The organism is Pseudomonas beijingensis (assembly GCF_030687295.1).
GTDB classification, from domain to species: Bacteria; Pseudomonadota; Gammaproteobacteria; order Pseudomonadales; family Pseudomonadaceae; genus Aquipseudomonas; species Aquipseudomonas beijingensis.
This window is the reverse complement of record NZ_CP117425.1, coordinates 1837816-1858360: the sequence shown is the minus strand read 5'-3', so window position 1 is coordinate 1858360 and position 20545 is coordinate 1837816. Positions and strand designations below refer to the sequence as shown.

The window sequence follows — 20545 nt, the reverse complement described above, 5'->3', positions numbered from 1 at the left end:
CACCCTCCTTAGGGCCTTACCACATTCACTGTCGTAGGTGGAATCTGGGTACCTCCTGGGAACCCAGGTTTCCCTTTACCTACTACAACTGCTCCCGACTCTTTAATTTCAGGAAAAGCTATTTTTTGGTTTTTGGTTAGAGGGGCGGATGGCGAAGCTTTACACTCTGTGCAAACAATATTTCCATCCGCATCCTTACCCATTAAATCAACTCTGGTTCTTGTGCCGCTTTGAGTTTTAACGGTCACCTGCTGTACAACTCCAGTTTGAGTTTCTTGAAGCTTGTCCATCGTTTTTGCTTCAAACGCCTCTCCAGCAGCCTTATTTTTAGCTAACTGGCTGACTGTACCATTTGAGGAACTTACACCCGCCGAGGCACCTGCTCCTTTTGCACCATCACTCCCCACAACCCCAACCTTAACCCCGGTTGTACCACCCTTACCCCCAGCCGTCGACGAGAACAGCCCCCGGTCCTGGCTCAATCCATCCGCAGCAAGCTCCGTCAGAAAGGCAGCACCATCGCCTTTATCGGTACGCGTCTTCTCGATGATGCCGGTATTGATGGCCCGCTCGTTACTTCGAGTAATTTCCCAAAGCGCTGCCGAACGATCGAGCCCGGCGCTTCTGCCGTCATGCAGCAATTTCTCATTGGCTGGAATCTCATCCACCAACTGCTTCGTCACTTGCAAACAGCTCGCCGGGTTATTCCGGCAGTACTGTCCGAACTCTTTGTTCCGAGTCGTATCAAGGTTGTTGTAATAGTCCCTGACGGATTGGCAATCCGCCGGGGAGGCGCACGTATTGAGCTTCTGTTCTCTTTCGACCAGTTCGGCATGGAACAGGTAGTTAAAGGCAGTCGCTTTCTCGGCGATCTTCGAGCCTGTATTCAGATCTCCATCGACCGCAGCTGCCGCCAATAAACCTGTTAGCTGCGACAGCATCAGCTGCAGATCTTTGTTTTCACCCGCCACCTTGGCCATGCCAGGGATCAGCGCTTCGTTCAAACCGGCAGCGACCGCGCCGGTCTTGAAATCACTTCCTGTCAGCTCAGCCAGCAAACCACCCATGATCGCGTGGGCAACAATTTTCTGTGGGCCGCCATCGGGGAACTTGATGGTATCGCCCACCCAGTTGAAGCCAGTCGCCATCGCGACATTGCCGGCCTCTCCCAGCAGGGCTGCATTGAAGTTGCTGCCGAAGCTGCCACCACCGATAGCGGTGGAGATACTGCTGGAGATCACCGCTCGCCCAGTGGTGCGGATTGCCGTGTCAGTCGCGTTACTCCAACGGAAGATATCCTTGGAGGAATTACTGGCGCTCGATGCCGAACCCGCTGAACCCGCTGAACCCGCCGACGGCTCGACGCCTTGCGTGGTAGTGCTGGCGCTGTCGGCACTGGTAAACCATTCTTTGTCCGCGTATTGGAATGCATAGGCGGTAAAACCGGCAATGGCCGCACTTTTCAGGCTATCGGCGCTGACTGTTTCCTTCAGGGCAAGTCCCAGGTTGCCTTTGTTCTCAATGGTGCTGGTGACCGCCGTGGTGCTCAGGCTGGTGGCGACCGCAAGATTGGTGCCCGACAGCCCGAAACCTGCCGGCCCCATGATGAACGACATCAAAATCGCGATGGCGATCTTGGCCCCGGCTCCCAGACCGGAGTTGTCATACTTGAAGCTGTCGTGGATTTCCTTCACCTGGCGCCAGTCAATGTCGCCACGCGCCTGGGCCTCTTTCATCCAGGCCAGGTCTGGTTCAGCCTTCACCATTGCATCGATGGTTTGACTGACGCTCTGCTGATCCACTTGTTTGACATCGATGCGCAGCCCATCGACGGCCTTGATCACCAACTTTCCTTGGGCAACCAGAGCGCTCTGGCGCAAGGTTTCGTCAGTCCGCCCCTCGCCTTTCATCTTGTACCAGGCCAGGTCGCTTTTGCTCTTGGTATGGCTCTCGTCGTGGAAGTCCTTGACCCCTTCGAAGGTGATGCGTCCGCCGCTGTCAATGATCAGGTCGTTGCCGCTTTGCAGCTTCGCCACTTGATAGCTCTGATCGCCGCCGCTGACCAACATCGAGTCGCCCCCGGTGCTGATCTCGCTTCCGATATGGGTGAGTTGCGTCACCTCATCGCGCCGCGCGGCTTTACTGCCCCAACTGCCCTTTTTCTTCATGTCATACAGCGAGTAATCACGATTCTGCTCAGCCAGCAGACTCAACTGCTTACCCGCCACCAAGTAGGCCTCGTTACCCGCCGCAATCTTGCTCGCGACCATCAACAGATCATTGTGCGCAGCAACCCTTACATCCCCCCCGGCATCGAGGGTGGTCGCCTGCTGCGAGACATGGTCTTCTTCTTTGTTGATCTTCTTGCCGCTGCGCTTGTAGCGGTATTCGCTGGAGTCCTCGTTCGCCGCCGAGATCAGGGCGACATCGTTACCGCTCAGGTTGATATCGCCTTTGGCTTTGAGATGGCTGGCGACTACGGTCAGGTTGTTGCCGGCGGTGACGTTCAGGTTGCCGCCCGCCTTGACTTCACTGGCGTGCTGAACGGTCTGGCTCTGCTCCCAGAAGTGGCGCTTATCCTGGCGCATCGAGCCGCTTTCTTCGCGAGCCGCGGAGATGACGACGTCTTTGCCCGCCCTCAGGTCTGCGTTGTTGCCCGCGGTGATCGCGCCGCCCACGTTGAGCAGATCGCCCGCAGCATGCATGGTGAGGTTGTTGCCGGCCTCGATGCGCGCGGCATTGTCGACAACGGCGGTTTTCGAACTGAAGCCCTGGCCGCTGTTCTCGAGGGTGGTGATGGTCCGGTCGTTGCGGATATCGCCGGTCAAGGTCGAGAGCTCGACGTCCTTGCCCTTGAGGATGCCGCCTTGCATGTTGACCAGGTCTTTGCCCGCGACCAACTTGAGCCGCTCGCCAGCCTCGGCCAGGCGCGTGTTGATCAGGTTGTTCCCGGCTGCCGCCGAGAGGTTCTCGCTGGCACGCAGCGTCCCGGCGTTCTTCAGGTCGGTGCCCGCAATCAGGGTGAGGTTCTTGCCCTGGATCAACGCGCCATCGGCCATCAGCCGGTTGTTGGCCTGTGCCAGGTAAAGCACCGGCACCAGGACATGTTGGCCACTGACGACCTGGTCTTCCATCCAGACGATGTCGTGGGTCAGCGCGGCGACTTGTTGCGAAGTCAGGGTCACGCCAAGGGCTAGGTTCAGTTGTTCCTTGCTGGCGATGGCATTGTTCATCAGGTACTTGAACATGCCTTCGTCGCTGGTCTGTCCGGCAATGAAACGCTGCCCAGTGCGGGCCAGCACCGCCTGTTGGATCAGGCGTTGTTCGTACAAACCATCGCCCAGGCGCTTCCAGCTGGTATCGGGGTCATAACCCAGGTTATCCAGCAAGTAGTCCGAGCTCATGAACTGCCTGAGGTCGGTCAGCGCGGGGTTGGTTTCAATCAGGTATTTGGGGCCGGTGATGACCCGGCTGGCGTCCGAACCCTGGACAGTGGCCCGGCTCTGGTCGCGGCTGTCTTGCGCTGCGGCCGCGCTGTCGACGACACGGAACAAGCCATTCTCGCCAGTCGGCAAGGTGAACCCGGGCATGGTGGTCGGGTTGACTTGTTGTTGGGCCAGATCAGGTGGCAACTGCGGGTTGAGCACCACGACCGCTGGCTGTGCGGCGTTGGCCACATCGGTGGCCGCTGACTTCGCTGCACCCGCCAGCGGCGCCTGGAACTGCACGATGCTGCTGTTCTCCAGGCGTTGCGTAGCCTGGATGCTGATGTTGCCGCCTGATTGAACGACCGCCGGTGCCAGCGACTCCCCCGGCGTCACGATCGTGATATCACCCACCTGACGGAAGTTGTTGAGCGCATCGACGGGCACTTGTTTCGGGTTGGCCTGGGCGTTGTAGGGGACGATGACCCTGTCGCGAAAACGCTCGTCGGTTCCATCAGTGACACGCCCCGTATTCCAGGTCCGCGTTCTGACACTGGTGCCGGAAGCAGCGCCAACGTTGGCGAAGTTGTCCGCTGTAATCAACAGGTCGGCGGCCGAGGCCATCACGCTGTATTGGTTGGTCACCGCAGAGCCATCAACGGTCAGCTTCGCCCCACTCATCAGCGTGGCACTGGCCGAGTCTTCAAGCACTGCGCTTTGGTAGGTTTCCCTGGCCACATAGTCGACGTTGTGGTGGTCACCACTGCAGTCATAACACTTGACACTGATGGAACCCGACACCAGCTCATCAGTGGTGGAAAAGACGTCCTTGCGATTGATCAGCGTGTCGCTGCGCAGCGACATGTCCTTTGCCGACTCTAAGGTGCCGGAGATGTTCTCCAGCAGCACGCTGCGAGCGACGCCATCTCGTGCCGCGACATTCAGTGCCCCCAGGCTGTAGACGTCCGCGCGATAGTTGGTGAAGCGATTGAAACGCAGGGCCATGTCCGCGCCGCTGAAGATCAGGCCGCGATCGTTACGGGCCTCGTTGGCAACCAGTTCGACGCTGTCGGCGCCACCCAGCGTGCCCGTATTGACCAGGCTCGTGGCGGCCAGGGAGAACTTGCCGCCGCCGGTGATCCGTCCGGCATTGTTCAACGCACCCAGACTGCTGACGGTGGTAGCGCCACCGCCAGCCAGGCGCGAGCCGCTGGAGAGATCGAGGCTGGCGGCGCTCAAATCGAATTTATTGAGGCTGCTGACGCGGCTGTTTTCAGTGCCGACATAAGCGCCAGTCAGCTTCAGATCCAAATCAACGTCGCTGCTGATGGTGCCCGCGTTGTTCCAGTTGCCGCCCGTGGCCAGCAGGCTTTGCACCGCGACCAACTTGCCGCTGCTGGTCTGATTGAGCTGGCCCACCTTCAGGTTCAGGACATTGGCTTGGATATTCGAGCTGTTATCCCAACGTGCGGCGTCGACGGCCAGGGTGCCTGAGGTCATCAGGCTGCCGCCGATGTTGCTGAACCTGGCGAGGTCCACACCCAAAGCACCGGCGCCCACATGACGAACAGTGCCGCCAGCATTCTTGAAGCCTGCCATCTGCAAGGACAGGTCCTGGGTAGCCGCTTCAATGACGCCGCCCTGGTTGTCCAGCAGTTGATCAACCGTTAGCGTCGCGGTCCCCAGCTTGCCCACCGAGCGCAACTTGCCGCCCTGGTTATCAACCGACGCAGCACGGATCAGCAGGCCGTTGGAACCTTCCACCAGACCGCGCTGGTTGTTCAGCGTCCCGGTCAAACCGAAATCAATGGCGTTTGCCGCTGCGCGCCCGTCGCGGTTGTCCAAGTCCTGCGCGAGTACTGTCAGTGTCTGTTTGGCGAGCACTGCGCCATCGCGGTTTTCGAGCGTGGTCGTGGTGAGCTCAACGGCCCCGGACAAGGCCGAGACCTGCCCACCATTGTTGCGCAGCGCCTGTTTCGCATCGAGATCGACGGACTGCGCCTGGATCAACCCGGCCTCGTCGGCGGAGGTGAGCGACTCGCCGTTATCCAACACCGTGTCCAGCGTGGCTTTCAGCCAACCACCGACACTGGCCAGGACACCCCCACGGTTATCGAGACTGCTCGCCTCGACATCCACGTTCCCAGCCTGGGTGATGGTGCTGCCATCCTGGTTGACGAAATCACCAGTGATATCGACCTTCAGGTCACCTTGGCTGAGCAAGCTGCCTCTGGTGTTATCGAGACCTGCGCCGCTGATCGTCAGCCCCTGCTCGGTGCTGATGATCGCCTCGCCGTTATTGAGCAGTTGCTGGTGAGCGGTCAGGCTCATCGCCTTGACCGAGGCGATGTAGCCGTTGTCGCTGTTGTTGATGCGGTCTGCGGTCAGGGTCAGTTTCCCCTGACTGACCAACTTTCCGTCCTGTTGGTTGAAGCTTTTCAGCGTGGCGACGAGATCGCCCTGGCTGGTGATTTGTCCGCCGCTGTTTTCAGCGCTACCGCCCCCAAGGGTCAGCGCGGCGTCGGACGCAATCTTGCCGCCGCGGTTATCCAGGGTCTTCGCTTCGAGCTTCAAAAGGTTGTTGCTGCTGATAACGCCTGCGCTGTTCTTTAGCGTCTCGGCGACCAGGGTCTGCACGCCGTCGCTGGCGATGATCCCTTTATCACGGTTATCCAACGCCCCAGTGGCCAGCGCTTGAATGCTGCCTTGACTGACCAGCGTGCCGGCGCGGTTGTCGATGTCCTTGCTGTCGAGCGTCAGGGTTTTGCCGGCGGAAAAAGTGCCGCCGCGATTGTCGAGGGTCTGCGTGGTCGTGGCTTTCAGGTCGCGACTGGCGATCACGTTCTTCCCACGATTGTCGATATTCGCCGCAGTCAGCACGACATCGCCAATCTGGTTGCGGGTGTTATCAACGTTGACGCCTGCTTCGATGATGCCGAGGTTGTTGAGCTGGCCGTCGGTGGTCAGCGTGACCTTCTCGCGCGCCGCGATGGCGCGCTGGTTGTTGAGAGCGCCCTTGGTCGTCGCCTGAACATGGCTGCCGGCATAGATCGTCCCTTGGGCGTCCAGGCTTTGAGCCTTGATCTCGACGGCGCCTGCTGCCGTGGTTTGTGCCAGGCTCAAATGACCATTGGCATCCAGCTGAATATCCCCCCCACTGGCAACCATCTTGCCGTCCAGCTTCACCCCAACCCCAGCTTCAGTCCCCACCAGCTTGATGGCGCCGGCGTACATGCCGCCCAGCGCCGAGGAGTCGATGGCCAGTTCAGGCTTGGCGCTGCCGTCATCGGCGCGGGCGGTGGCGTCGAGGGTATTGGCGTTAACGTCGTTGCGCCCGGCGACGATGGTCAGGTTCTTGGCCTGGATCTCGGCATTGATCTTGGCGCTGCGGGTGATGATTTCGAAGCGGTCGACGTTGTTGGCGTTGAGGCCGGCGCCTTCAATCGCGACGCTGCCCTGATCCACTTGATAGCGGTTCACCTGGCCGTTTTCGATGATCGGTTTGCCGGTGGTCAGGGTCGCCTTGGGCGTGTTGATAAACCCGCAGCCATTGCAGGTGATGCCATAAGGGTTGGCGACGATGACATGAGCCGACTGCCCCGCCACTTCGGTGTAGCCGCGCAACTGGCTGGGGTTGCCGCCGTTGACTTCGTTAAGGATGACCTTGGCGGCCGTACCCTTGAGATTCGGGTTACCGAGGATGATCCCGCCCAGTTGCGTGGACTGGGCGGCATTGGTGGCGTTGTTGAGGATCACGCCGTTGCTGCCGACGTTGTAGTCCTTGAACTGGTTATGGGACAGACCGCTGCCGTTGGGCTTGGCGATGTTGACCACGGGTACGCCGTTGCCCGCCTGACCAAGGCTGGTGCCCGGCGCGCTGACCACGATGCCGCCCGCCTGGGCCCACAGCGGCTGCCAGAACATGACGTTGATCAACAGGAATGCCAGGCCGCGCTTGGGCATGCCCCAGAAGGCGTCGCGGGTTTTCAGGGTGGCAGAAGGCTGGCGGGCCAGGAAGGCGTATTGGCGGTCGTCCATGATCAGGTCTCGTTGCAGCAGAAATTAGATGGATACATCCAAGCGGAAGTAGATCGGCGCTTCGCGCTCGGTCAGGGCATCCGGGCGTTCCAGGGAGTGGGCGAAGGTGACGCTGGCGCTCAGGTGCTCGCCGCGGGCGAACAACTCCAGCGAGTTGCTCGACATGCGCCCGTGCTCGCTACCGTTGTAGCGATTGCCGCGAATCACGCCCTGGTCATAACCGAGGCTGGTGCCGTACTCGGCGAACACTGGGCGCAGCCACTCCAGTGTCACCGGGCGGCTCCAGCGCAGGTCGTTGCGCCAGTAGCCGCCGCTGTCGCCAGACAGCGTCTGGTCTTTGTAGCCGCGAATCGACGACAGGCCGCCCAGGCTCATGCGCTGCGGGGCGAACAACGCATCCTCGCTGCGCTGGCCGGTCATCAGGCTGCTGAAGCTGAAGGACTCGCCCCACATCTGGAACGGTTGCAGGTAGCTGAGGGTCGCGGTGTATTTGCGGTAGCGGGCATTCGGCAGGCCGGGGCCAGGGTCGTGATCGCCCTGGGCATCAAGGGCCCCGATACCGTTTTGCAGGCCCAAGTCGAGGTTGACGAAGGCATTGCCGATCCGCCGGCCATGGTTGATGCCGAACTGCGCCTCGCTGATGCGATTGCTGCTTTCAGCGAGCTTGTTGTCTGCGATGAAGTTGTTGGTGCGCAGGTACGCCAGGCCCGTATTGAGGGAGGTCTTGCTCATGGCATCGCGATGGACCACCCGTTCCAGGCGCACCTGATGGTTCTGGCTGTCGCCGCTCTGCTTGAAATTGAAACCGTTGGCCTGGCCCAGCGCCCGGTACTCGCTTTCGCTGTAGGTGTAGCTCAGGTTCCACCAGCCAAACGGCAGGTTGTAATAGAGCATGCCGTTGCGCGAGGTTTTCTGGTGATCGCTGACGGCATCGTGGCCGCCGCGCAAGGCCAGTTGGTCGGCCAAGCCCAAGGGGCTGTCCCAATCCAGGGAGGCGCCCCATTGCTGCTCGCCAGTGCTTTTCTGCCCATCGTTATGCCGTGACAGGCCGGCGCGCCAGGGTTTCTGCGGGGTGTTATTGACCCGCACTTCGCTGCCACCGATGTTCTGCCCGGGTGTCAGCTCCATTTGCGCCCGGTTGGACGGCAATCGGTTCAGTTGATCGACCATCTGCTCCATCTCCCGCAGGTTGAGCAGATCGCCGGTTTTGCCGGGAAACGTCATCGCCAACTCACGATCCGACAACTTGCTGTTCTCGGCACCTTTCAGGCCTTCCAGCCGCCCCTCGACGACCAGCACTTGCAGGTGACCGCTGGACAGGTCCTGTTGCGGCAAATAGGCGCGACTGGTGACCAGGCCTTTTTCCAGGTAGTGGTCGGTGATGACCTTGAGCAACTGATTAAGCTGCGGCACGCCCAGGCATTGGTTGAGGAAGGGCTTGAGCAGGCGCTGGCGCTCGCTTTCGGACAGGGCGTCGGCGCCCTTGAGCTCGATGGTCTTGATCGGGAAACAACGGGTATCGACAGGTGCAGTGGGCTGGGCCGGTTTCGCTTCTTTGCCGGGCAGGTCCTTGAGTTCTTCAAGGCGCCGACGCTGCTCTTCGAGCAGACGGTCCTGGCGCTCACGGATCAGGTCCGTATCGCCTGGGGTTGGCGCAGCGACGGCAATGTTCATCGCTAGAAAACACAGCGACGCGACGACTAGCCTCGTCCCTAAGGCAAATACGGACATGTTCGATCCCTCGATACAGAAATGACAGCAGGCATACACAGCAATGCGCGGATACCAGACCCGGCAGATCGCCTTCGGTTCAAGGGAGCGGAGATTTTCTACGTAAAAAAGAGACATGTCTCACAGACAGCGTCGACAAACACGATGAAAAGGCATCGCTGGAAGGTCCGAGCAGGTCAGCAACGCAGCTCACTTAGGCAGTCGGAAATCCGTGGCGAGGGAGCTTGCTCCCGCTCGGTTGCGCAGCGACCGCAAAATCGTAGGGCCGCTTCGCAGCCCAGCGGGAGCAAGCTCCCTCGCCACGGGTTCATCGTTTTCTTAGATAAGTGGCCCTGCGAGCAGGCCGGCGCCTTCGCGGCTTCCCGCTCGCGAATCAAGGCTTCCAACTCTATTGCCAAGCCAAGTGGGCGACTCCCCGGTGATCTCGCACAACAGCGCCGTCACGAGGTTGCCTTCGACCTTGCCGTGCGCTTGCAGAAGGTCCGCCACCGCGCACACAGCAGGCCAGTAACGATGCATCAACCGGCTGCAACGCGCGATGGCCTGGGATTTGGGCGTCGAGCAGCTTGCGCGGTGGCAGCAAGCTGATCAATTCGTACCCCCGATCCAGGTCTCCCCGGCCGCTGCCTCTGATCAGCCGGTCGGACCTGCGGTGCCGGTAGACCGCTTCGGCCACTGGCCCCGCGAAGCAATGGAGCAAGTCACGCTCAATGGCATCGATCATCGAAGGCAGGTATTCAGCGATTCCCGGGGCGTCGAAGGCCGGGCGCGAGACAAGGTAGTCCGCTTCGACCAACCCTTCTGCGTATTGCGGGTTACCGCGCAGGTCGAACAGAGGCCCCGCGCAGGCTTCGACCTTGGTACGCACGGTGATGCGTTTTATCGGTTGGCCGTTCCACCAGAACGCCAGGGCATGCCCCGCTTCGTGGAAGGCCGTGCTGCGCGGGCATTTGTTCATGATGGGGTCCGTCACGGCAGGTGCCGTTCATATCATCTGCCTCGCCGCTTGGCCTCGATAAAAGATTATCCCTATCGAGCGTTAATACTGCGCCTATTAGCTATCTGGCAAAGGGGGACTAGCCTGAATTCAGGCTGGTGCAATCCGGCCCGTGAAACCTGACAAGAGATAGGAAGCGTTCAGAACCGTACTGGGCTTGCCGTGGGCCACCGTACTGGCAATCAGACCGCCGTCGCGCGTTGCCGTGTGGCCATACACGATCAGTTGAGCGAACTGTGAGCCCTGCGCCCTGTGTCATTTATTTCGCCTGTCGCTATTCGAAGCCCCGCCGGGCTGGATAGCTGGATGAATACGACCGAAGGTAGCTTCTCATGGCAAACGAATCGAAATGCCCGTTCAATCACGCCGCGGGTGGTGGCACGACGAACCGCGACTGGTGGCCGAACCAGCTGAATCTGAAGATCCTGCACCAGCACTCCTCGCTGTCCGACCCCATGGGCGAGGATTTCAACTATGCGCAAGCGTTCAAGCGCCTGGACTTCCAGGCCTTGAAACAAGACCTGAACGCGCTGATGACCGACTCGCAAGACTGGTGGCCGGCGGATTTCGGCCACTACGGGCCGCTCTTTGTCCGCATGGCCTGGCACAGTGCAGGCACCTACCGCACCGGTGACGGACGCGGTGGCGCGGGTTCCGGCCAGCAGCGGTTTGCACCGCTCAACAGCTGGCCCGACAACGTCAGCCTCGACAAGGCGCGTCGGCTGCTGTGGCCGATCAAGCAGAAGTATGGCCGCAACATTTCCTGGGCCGACCTGATCGTCCTCACCGGTAACGTTGCGCTGGAGTCCATGGGCTTCAAGACCTTCGGTTTTTCCGGTGGTCGCGCCGACGTCTGGGAGCCGGATGAAGACGTCTACTGGGGTTCCGAAAACAAATGGCTGGGGGGCGATGTTCGCTACGGCAAGCCCGACAAAGCCGCCATGCAGGAGCCCGGCGAAGGCCAATTGGTGGCCGAACCTGGCAACGAAGAAAGCCGCACTGACGAGGGACGCAACCTGGAGAACCCGCTGGCCGCCGTGCAGATGGGGCTGATCTACGTCAACCCGGAAGGCCCCGAGGGCCAGCCGGACCCGGTCGCCGCCGGGCTGGACATCCGCGAAACCTTCGCCCGCATGGCGATGAACGACGAAGAAACCGTGGCACTGATTGCCGGTGGCCACGCCTTCGGCAAAACCCACGGCGCCGGGCCTGCGGACAATGTCGGTGCCGAGCCCGAAGCCGCTGGCCTGGAGCTGCAAGGCCTGGGCTGGAAGAGCACCTTCGGCACCGGCAAGGGCGCCGACACCATCACCAGTGGCCTGGAGGTCACCTGGACCACCACGCCCACCCGCTGGAGCAACAACTACCTGGAGAACCTGTTCGGCTTCGAGTGGGAACTGACCAAGAGCCCGGCCGGCGCGCACCAATGGACGCCGAAAAACGGCGCAGGCGCGGGCATCATCCCCGATGCCCATGACCCGGCCAAACGGCGCAATCCAACGATGCTGACCACCGACCTGGCGCTGCGCTTCGACCCGATCTACGAGAAAATCTCGCGGCGTTTCCTGGAGAACCCGGAGCAATTGTCCGACGCCTTTGCCCGCGCCTGGTTCAAGCTGATCCATCGCGACATGGGCCCGCTCTCACGCTACCTCGGCCCGGAGCTGCCCAACGAAGAACTGCTGTGGCAAGACCCTATCCCGGCGGTCGACCATCCGCTGGTCAACGACAGCGACGTCGCCGCCCTCAAAGGCACGTTGCAGGCCTCGGGCCTTACGGTTTCACAGCTGGTGTCGACGGCGTGGGCCGCGGCTTCCACTTTCCGTGGTTCCGACAAACGCGGCGGTGCCAACGGTGGCCGCCTGCGCCTGGCCCCGCAGAAGGATTGGCCGGCCAACCAGCCCGAGCAACTGGCCCAGGTGCTGGCGACCCTCGACAAGGTTCGGAACGAGTTCAACGCCGCCCAAGCCGATGGCAAGAAAATCTCCCTGGCGGACCTGATCGTGCTGGCCGGCAGCGCCGGCATTGAACAGGCCGCGAAAAATGCCGGGCTCAGCGTGACGGTACCCTTCGCACCAGGACGCATGGACGCCAGCCAGGAGCAGACGGACGTCGAGTCGTTCGGTTTCCTCGAGCCCATCGCCGATGGTTTTCGCAACTACCTCAAGGGCCGATACCGCGTGTCCGCCGAGGCGCTGCTGATCGACAAGGCCCAACTGCTGACCCTCAGCGCCCCGCAAATGACGGCACTGCTCGGTGGTCTGCGGGTACTGGACATCAACGTCGGCCACACTGCGCACGGTGTCTTTACCCAACGGCCCGGGACATTGAGTAACGACTTTTTCGTCAACCTGCTCGACATGGGCGTGGAATGGAAAGCCCTTTCCGACACCCAGGAAACCTTCGAAGCCCGCGACCGCAAGACCGGCCAGGTCAAATGGACCGGCACTCGCGTTGACCTGGTCTTCGGCTCCAACGCGCAACTACGGGCCCTGGCCGAAGTCTATGCCAGCCCGGATGCGCAGGAGCAGTTCGTCAAGGACTTCATCGCGGCGTGGGTCAAGGTGATGAACCTGGATCGGTTTGATCTCAGGTGAGAAGAACCCGCGAGCATGAGGTCGTGCAAGGAGCCGGCCTCATGAACTTTTCTTCACCCCACGCCCCCGCGTGATTGGGTAAAGTCCCCTCGCTCATTCAAGAAACTAAGGTTTTAGCCCGCGCTCCCAGCGGGCTTTTTTTTGCCTGGCGTTCAGACTGACGAAGTGCGCTGCCCAACACAGGCTGTTCCAAAGCCGCTCGCCCATAAAACAGCAACGCCATCAGCCAACAGCTCAACCAGACGAAAATCCCCGCCCAGAACGTGTGGGACATGTAGTGCCAGCCCTGCAGGACCCGCGTCGTCCCGTAGACAAACCCCAAGGCCAGCGCCCCATACATCAACGCTTTCGAATGACGCCAGCGGTAGCGGCGGGCGACGAAATACAGCGCCAGCATGGTGAAGCCGCCGGACGCATGACCGCCGGGCCAGCAGCGACCGTCACCGGCAACCTTCAGTAGATCGAAATTCTGGAACCATTCCTTGTGCTCGATCTTGCCGGCGTATTGGGTGGTTTCCACCGGGCAATACACGCTGGTGTGGCCCTTGAGGTAATGGATCACCCCGGTGCTGAGGGAAAAGGCGAAAACCACGTAGAGGAAATCACGACGGTGCTTGTGGGCAAACCGTAGCGGCTTGCTCAGTCGGGCTTTATCCAGCAGGCGAAGCAGTCCAGGGCGTTTTTCCGGTTTGAAGATCGGCCAGAAAAACGACAACAGCGCCCCGATAATGGCCACCTCGCCGGTCCAGTTCGGGATGATCCTCGCCCACTTGTGGGTGATTTGCTCGAACAGACGAACGTGCTCCAACGGAAAGACCTGGTGCAACGGGTCGTAAAAAAGATCGCTGATGGCGATGTCGATGCGGGTCATGTCGAACAGCAAGAACACCACGGCAGCACAGACCAGCGGAATTCCGAGGTTGAGCCCGTAGAAACGGGCGCGAGCAGACGTCAGCATGAGCGGTCCTAATCGTGAGGAAAATTACTGAAACATCACCGAGCGCCAGTCAGAGGCTTCGATAAAACCGAGCAACCGTGGCGCTTGTGGTTGGGCGGTGGAAACGAACAACGAAGCGCCATAGCCAAACGCCGAGGTCGGACGCTGGAGCGCGGTTTCCATGGCCTGCATACATTCGCTATGGGTGACCAGAATCAAGTTGCGCCCCGCCACCTTGTGGGCCAGGGCATTGCGCAGCAGGTCATGTCGGCAATTGAACAGCCAATCGTCACCAGTGCTCACCTTGCTGAACATGTACCCCGCCGTCTGGGTCGCACGCACCAGCGGGCTGTTGTAGAGGTCGACGTTGTCCAGGCCCAGTTGTTCGAAACGGGCACCGAGGCCCACCGCAACGGCACGGGCGCGGTCGGTGATGCCTTCGCGATCATTCAAGCACGCGGCCTTGGAGTGATCGCAGCGCTCGACATGGCGCACCAGCACGATCATCTCGCCCTTGGCCCAGCCAGCGGCCAAGGCACGGGCGCCGGCGACGTTGCCATGGGCCAGGTCCGGCACCGCCGTCGGGCTGAGCAGCCAGAGGGTCAACGGGATCACCAGCAGCGCTGAAGCCAGCACGACCACGGCGTTTTGATAACGGGCAAATCGGCGCGTATCGATCGAGCGCGTCAGGCCGAAAAGGCTCAGTCTCAGTTCCACATCAAGCCGCCCCGACGGCATCCACCCAGTCATTCGATGGCGCGACAGTAGAGAGGCCGACGTAGGTAGGCAGTGAAACCGATGTGAAAAAAAGCTTCAGATCCATGGCTCACCGCCGATACCCCCCTGTTACATGCTCTTGCTGGCTCTTAACAACAACAATCTTCCAGCGTACCGACGATTAAGCAGCACAACGTTCCTGGAGGAATTTGATGAACAGCTGGTTTGGCAACATTAGCGTCAACATGAAATTGGGCCTGGGCTTCGGCCTGGTGCTGGTACTGACCTGCCTGCTGGCCCTGACCAGTTGGACCAGCCTGGGTGGGCTGATCGACCGCAGCAACTGGATGAGCGACATTACCCAGCTCAACGCCAGCCTGACCAAACTGCGCGTCACGCGCCTGCAATACATGCTGACCAACGGTGACGAGACCGCCGCACAAAACGTGCAGACCACCCTCGATGGTTTCGTGGCGCAACAGAACGCCCTGCTCAGCAGCTTCAAGAGCCCGGCCAACGTCAAGCTGCTCAAGGAGCAGAGCGCGGTCATCAGTGCCTATCAAGTGTCCTTGAACAAAATGCGCAGCGCCTACCGCACGGGCAACAGCGCCCGCGATGTCATGGGCACGAACGCCGAGATCGCCTACAAACTGATCGAGGCTCTCGACGCCGATGTGCGGCAAATGGCCCTCAGCGATGAGCGTTTCGCCCAGTTCCAGGTCATCACCCAGGCCAAGCAGGCCTTCATGCTGGCCCGCTATGAAGTGCGCGGCTACACCGCCAACAGCAACGCCGACACCGAGCGCAAGGCCATCGACCAACTGGACGCCGCCATCGCTGCGCTCAAACCGCTGAATGAACATTTCTCCAGCACCCGCCAGGATGAACTGCGCCAGCTGGAAAATGCCCTGGCCCAATACCGCAGCGCCGTGCAGGCCTTCAAAGTGGCCACCGCCGATGTGGTCCAGGCCCGCAAGGAAATGACCGACCAGGGCGCAACCATCGTGGCCTTGAGCGAACAGCTGTACCAGATCCAACTCGACCGCCGCGACGCTGAAAGCGCCCAGGCACGCACCTTGCAACTGGTCAGCACCCTGTTGGCGCTGCTGGTCGGCGTCATCGCGGCCGTGATCATCACTCGCCAGATCACCGGCCCGCTGCGCGAAACCCTGGCCGTGGTCGAACGCATTGCCGGTGGCGACCTGTCGCAGAACGTCATCGTCACCCGCCGTGACGAACTGGGCGTGCTGCAACAAGGCATCGCCCGCATGGGCGTGACCCTGCGTGACCTGATCAGCGGCATCCGCGATGGCGTGACTCAGATCGCCAGCGCCGCCGAAGAACTGTCCGCCGTGACCGAGCAAACCAGCGCCGGGGTCAACAGCCAGAAAGTCGAGACCGATCAGGTCGCGACCGCCATGCACGAGATGACCGCCACCGTTCAGGAGGTCGCGCGCAACGCCGAAGAAGCCTCCCAGGCCGCGGCCGCCGCCGACGGCGAAGCCCGTGCCGGCGACAAGGTGGTCAGCGAAGCCATTGCCCAGATCGAGCGCCTGGCCAGCGAAGTGGTGCGCTCCACCGACGCCATGACCGTGCTGCAACAGGAAAGCGACAAGATCGGCAGCGTCATGGACGTGATCAAAGCCGTGGCCGAGCAGACCAACCTGCTGGCGCTCAACGCCGCGATCGAGGCGGCACGGGCCGGTGAAGCCGGGCGTGGTTTCGCCGTGGTGGCCGACGAAGTCCGTGGCCTGGCCCAGCGCACGCAGAAATCCACCGAAGAAATCGAAGGCCTGGTGGCTGGCCTGCAGAATGGTACCCAGCAAGTGGCCGCCGTGATGAACAACAGCCGCAACCTTACCGACAGCAGCGTGGCCCTGACCCGCAAGGCCGGCGCGTCACTGGAAAACATCACCCGCACGGTGTCGAACATCCAGTCGATGAACCAGCAGATCGCGGCCGCCGCCGAGCAGCAAAGCGCCGTGGCCGAGGAGATCAGCCGCAGCATCATCAACGTGCGCGACGTGTCCGAACAGACCGCCGCTGCCAGCGAAGAAACCGCCGCCTCCAGCGTCGAACTGGCGCGGCTGGGGAATCAGTTGCAGATGATGGTCAGCCACTTCCGCGTCTAACACCCGACCCGATTTTGCATGACCCACTGTGGGAGCGAGCTTGCTCGCGATGACGGCGGCACATCCAACATCGATGCCCGCAGACCCACCGCGATCGCGAGCAAGCTCGCTCCCACCCCGGGTCTGCTGTGTCCCGCAACTCCGCGCCAGGCACAAACCACTGTGGGAGCGAGCTTGCTCGCGATGACGGCGGCACATCCAACATCAATGCCAGCAGACCCACCGCTATCGCGAGCAAGCTCGCTCCCACCCCGGGTCTGCTGTGTCCCGCAACTCCGCGCCAGGCACAAACCACTGTGGGAGCGAGCTTGCTCGCGATGACGGCGGCACATCCAACATCAATGCCAGCAGACCCACCGCTATCGCGAGCAAGCTCGCTCCCACCCCGGGTCTGCTGTGTCCCGCAACTCCGCGCCAGGCACAAACCACTGTGGGAGCGGGCTTGCTCGCGAAGGCGGCAGCCCATCCAACATCGATGCCAGCAGACCCACCGCTATCGCGAGCAAGCTCGCTCACACCCTGGGTCTGCTGTGTCCTGCAACTCCGCGCCAGGCACAACCACTGTGGGAGCGAGCTTGCTCGCGAAGGCGGTGGGTCAGTCAACTTCAATGCTGGCTGATCCGACGCCTTCGCGAGCAAGCCCGCTCCCACAGGATTTGCATCGACGCCACCCACGAATCGCTCTTTCGTACAAATCCCCCTCCCCCTGTCCTACCGCCTTTCTTTGCCCGCTCCTGTACGGTTTTCGCTTGAACAAGCACATTCCGTTCGCACAGGAGATGGCAACACATGGACGTAAGCAACGACTCGCTGCTGCACAGGCTCGTTGGCTCCTCAGACGGTAAGGACGCCACAAAAGCCGATCTGAAAACCGCCCTGCAACGCATGGGCGTGACGTCGGTATTCGACATCGCGCGCATGAGCAAGGCGCAGTTCACCCAGGCACTCGCCAGGCATACCGACGCGGACGGTGAGCAGGCCTACGACAACGCTTTGAGCCATGCCCGGCAAATCAGCCGCCTGTATCAGGAGCATCGCGTATCGTCCGGCGCCAACAAGCCACGCAGCAAGCGCAGCCTGGCGATAGGCTCAACGCCAGAGCCCACCGGCTATCAGGCGCTGTTCGAAGAAAATTGGGAGCAGTTCTGCAACGAGGGTGATATCGCGGCAATCGACTCGCCCGTGGCGTATCTGCGGGCGTTGTATCTGTTTGCCGGGGAGCTGGAAAACCGGTCGTCCCACGCCGGTAGAATCACCTTGGCGCAACGGCGCCCGGACCTCAAGGCACTGATGCTCGATCGACAGAGTGCCTTCCTGACCCGTCCGATGCTCGACATCATCAACGACACCCTGCGCAATAATATCGAGTCGCACCTGGCCGAAACCGGCGATAACAGGAGCGTTCACCAGATACTCGCCAGCGCACACTACCCTTTCTCGCTGCCCTACGACCTGCACCATCACCAATGTGTCCTCGGGCTGGGCACGGGCAAGCCGACGCTGGGCGAACTGAATTATCGGGTTAGCCTGAACCTGCCTTTTTCAAAGGACCGGGATCTTTACGGGGGAGTAGTCGTCAATTCTGCAGAAGCGCAAAAACTGCTGTCCGGGTTGAGCCCCGCACAACAGGCGCTGCTCATCGCACCGACCGCCTCGCAGGCCAACCTCAGCACACTGAAAACAAACTACGGCACTGAGAACCTCCTACGCTTGGATGAGCTTGAGTTCTTCAAGGAGCGCACCGGGCTCACGACGGAACAGGTAGAGGAGCTACTGGCGCAAGGCAAATGCAGGCCGCGAACGTCAATCAACAGCCCCCTTTCCACCCGGACACATTACGGCGCCAGCTACATCAATGGCGGCGGGGCTATCCCTGCCCTGGCGATCGAGACCCAAGCGCAGCAGAGGGTCTTCACCAACAACTCTCCTGAACGTTTCGACCGTTTGCAACGCATGATCCGCCTGCATCGCTGGACCGGTATTCCCGTTGCCGAACTGGACACGTTGATCTTCAATGCCCAACGCTCGGAAAGGGTCGAAACGCTTAGCGCCAACACCTTGCGCACGCTGGGCGTCTATCGGTACCTGAACCGGCGCCATGGCATCGCCGCTGAAGAATTCGCTGCGTTCCTGCACGACATGCCCACCCACGCTTGCGCAGATCGGGTGTCGCTATTCGATCAGGTGTTCAATCGCACCCAACTGCTCAAAAGCCCTGTGTGGGACGCCCCCAAGCGGAGCCTGACCGCCAGGGACGAGCAGACCTTCAGTTACCTCAGCGCCGGCCTTGGCCTTCCCGTTGCGCCAGATTCGCTGTTGCTGCTGGTGGAACAGGCCAGTCGATACTCATCACAGGAATATGATTTGCCCACGGTTTCGGCCCTGTATCGCCAGGCCCGTATCGCCCGGATGTTCGGGCTCTCCCCTCTTGAATGCACCGAGTTGGCCCGGTTACTCGGCGGGGAGGATTTCTGCAAGGCATTGGTGAAAGGGGAGCTGAAAACCGTCGACTCCACAGAGTCGGACATTCTTGATGTCCTGATGGCCATGGATTGGGCCGTTGACTGGCTCAGGCAAAACAATCGGGACGTGTTGCAATGGTGTCGCCTGTTCAACGTCAGCAACAATGACTGGCCGCTGAATCAAAACCTGGAAAAACGCTTGGCGAAATTCCAGGCAGACACCAACGCCTCCCAAGATCATCCGCATCAGGTGGAGCTCCTGCTGCATGACATGGCGGACCTGCCAGCCGAATACGTCCCTGGCGTATTACAAATGGCCGGTACCGACGCAAGGGCGATCGTCACGGCCATCCAGCACGCCCCGGGTGCAATGCCCCCGTTGCTGGCGACGGTGCTGCGCACGGCCGAGGCTTGCCAGCGCTTGCACCTGAGCAGCAGCACGCTGAAGGTCCTGATGGAAAACCCGACATGGCTGGCCCCGCGCCTATCCGCCACCCTGACGCCCCACACACTGTATCTGCTCGAATGCTTCAGTCATTGCGCCCGTCATCAGGCCCAGTCGGAAGACAACCTGTTGCATTACCTGCAGGTGGCCAACCAGGAACAGTCGGAAAAAGCAACCAATGGCCTGCTGGCCAAGCTGTTGAATTGGAGCGTCGAAGAGGTGAGTTCCCTGACGGCGTCACTGGACACAAGACGCGCAGACTCAATGGAAGCAGTGGATTGGATCATGCGCTGTCAGGCGTGCTGCCAGCAAACGGGACTGTCGGCAAACCTGCTGATCAAGGCGATCAAACTGGAAACCGCCAGCTCTGCATCGGCTTGGAAAATAGTCGGTGAAGCGCTGATCGCCGCCTGCCATTGACGGCTGCCCCCATTTCAAATTCAAGGATTGAATACATGACCGATGCCATAAAAAAGCAGCTCGATGAACGCCTGCGCGACGCACTGTTGGCGCTCTACTTGAACGACGTCGCCCCCGCCAATGCCACGCCCCTCAAGAACGCCCATGACCTCTATGAGTACTGGCTGCTCGATGTGCTGGTCAGCCAGGATGTGCCCACCACACCGGTCGCCTGTGCGATTGCCAGTCTGCAGCAATACATCAACCGTATCCTGATGAACCTGGAGCCCGGCTACGACCCGGAGGATTTCACCGCCGAACACCGGCAGACGTGGCGCAACGAAATGCATCAGTACCCCACCTGGGCCGCCCACCAAAAGCTGCTTTATTTCCCCGCGACTTACCTGGACCCGGTGCTGAGGGCCAACAGCAGCGATAACTTCCAGCAACTGGAAAACACCCTCTCCCAGAACCGGATTCAACCCGACGCGGTGCAATCGGCGGTCCTGGCCTACCTGGCCCGATTCGAAGAAGTGGCCAACCTGACGATTCTCAACGGCTATATCGATGGCGAGGACTTTGCCAACAGCACCTACTACCTCATCGCTAAATCCCGCACCGAAAACACTTACTTCTGGCGCTCGCTGAACATGGCGCAACGTCCG

General features: G+C 60.9%; 7 protein-coding genes and 3 pseudogenes. 5 read left to right on the top strand and 5 right to left on the bottom strand.

The annotated features are described in order from the left end of the window. Positions 1 to 8 precede the first annotated feature (8 nt). From PSH84_RS08375 to PSH84_RS08365, 3 genes and pseudogenes are all read right to left on the bottom strand, one after another. Positions 9 to 7463: a two-partner secretion domain-containing protein gene (locus tag PSH84_RS08375; protein WP_305482585.1), complete on the bottom strand. Its 7455-nt coding sequence runs from the start codon at positions 7461 to 7463 to the stop codon at positions 9 to 11. Between the two features lie 24 nt (positions 7464 to 7487). After that, positions 7488 to 9137 carry a ShlB/FhaC/HecB family hemolysin secretion/activation protein gene (locus tag PSH84_RS08370; protein ID WP_439800557.1) on the bottom strand — a complete coding sequence of 550 codons (1650 nt, stop codon included), beginning with the start codon at positions 9135 to 9137 and terminating at the stop codon, positions 7488 to 7490. 375 nt (positions 9138 to 9512) lie between these two features. Continuing rightward, a pseudogene (locus PSH84_RS08365) lies at positions 9513 to 10152 on the bottom strand (hypothetical protein). A 371-nt stretch (positions 10153 to 10523) separates the two neighbouring features. Between PSH84_RS08365 and katG the strand changes: the two are divergent. Further along, positions 10524 to 12788 (top strand): catalase/peroxidase HPI, encoded by a 2265-nt coding sequence (gene katG, locus PSH84_RS08360; protein ID WP_305482581.1) that lies wholly within the window; start codon positions 10524 to 10526, stop codon positions 12786 to 12788. A gap of 97 nt (positions 12789 to 12885) precedes the next feature. Here katG and PSH84_RS08355 read toward each other — a convergent pair whose 3' ends face one another. Together PSH84_RS08355 and pmrG are read right to left on the bottom strand one after the other, a co-directional pair. Further along, a complete protein-coding gene (locus PSH84_RS08355) occupies positions 12886 to 13746 on the bottom strand; it encodes a phosphatase PAP2 family protein (protein ID WP_305482580.1) in 861 nt (286 codons plus the stop codon). 24 nt (positions 13747 to 13770) lie between these two features. Continuing rightward, positions 13771 to 14442, bottom strand: a complete 672-nt coding sequence (gene pmrG / locus PSH84_RS08350; RefSeq protein ID WP_436278755.1) for a lipopolysaccharide core heptose(II)-phosphate phosphatase PmrG — start codon at positions 14440 to 14442, stop codon at positions 13771 to 13773. A gap of 212 nt (positions 14443 to 14654) precedes the next feature. Here pmrG and PSH84_RS28970 point away from each other — a divergent pair. The 4 genes and pseudogenes from PSH84_RS28970 to PSH84_RS28960 all read left to right on the top strand — a co-directional run. After that, positions 14655 to 15668, top strand: a pseudogene (locus tag PSH84_RS28970) (methyl-accepting chemotaxis protein); the annotation flags it as partial. A gap of 42 nt (positions 15669 to 15710) precedes the next feature. Then, positions 15711 to 16574: a methyl-accepting chemotaxis protein gene (locus tag PSH84_RS28965; protein WP_409557442.1), complete on the top strand. Its 864-nt coding sequence runs from the start codon at positions 15711 to 15713 to the stop codon at positions 16572 to 16574. Positions 16575 to 17363: 789 nt separating this feature from the next. After that, positions 17364 to 19901, top strand: a complete 2538-nt coding sequence (locus tag PSH84_RS08340; protein ID WP_305482579.1) for a Tc toxin subunit A — start codon at positions 17364 to 17366, stop codon at positions 19899 to 19901. Between the two features lie 35 nt (positions 19902 to 19936). Then, positions 19937 to 20494 (top strand): annotated as a pseudogene (locus PSH84_RS28960) (neuraminidase-like domain-containing protein); the annotation flags it as partial. Positions 20495 to 20545: the final 51 nt, after the last annotated feature.

Excerpts from the sequence above, each read along its gene's own strand:
- PSH84_RS08375 (WP_305482585.1), bottom strand. The coding sequence starts at position 7,463 with ATGGACGACCGCCAATACGCCTTCCTGGCCCGCCAGCCTTCTGCCACC.
- PSH84_RS08370 (WP_439800557.1), bottom strand. The coding sequence starts at position 9,137 with ATGAACATTGCCGTCGCTGCGCCAACCCCAGGCGATACGGACCTGATC.
- katG (WP_305482581.1), top strand. The coding sequence starts at position 10,524 with ATGGCAAACGAATCGAAATGCCCGTTCAATCACGCCGCGGGTGGTGGC.
- PSH84_RS08355 (WP_305482580.1), bottom strand. The coding sequence starts at position 13,746 with ATGCTGACGTCTGCTCGCGCCCGTTTCTACGGGCTCAACCTCGGAATT.
- PSH84_RS28965 (WP_409557442.1), top strand. The coding sequence starts at position 15,711 with ATGGGCGTGACCCTGCGTGACCTGATCAGCGGCATCCGCGATGGCGTG.
- PSH84_RS08340 (WP_305482579.1), top strand. The coding sequence starts at position 17,364 with ATGGACGTAAGCAACGACTCGCTGCTGCACAGGCTCGTTGGCTCCTCA.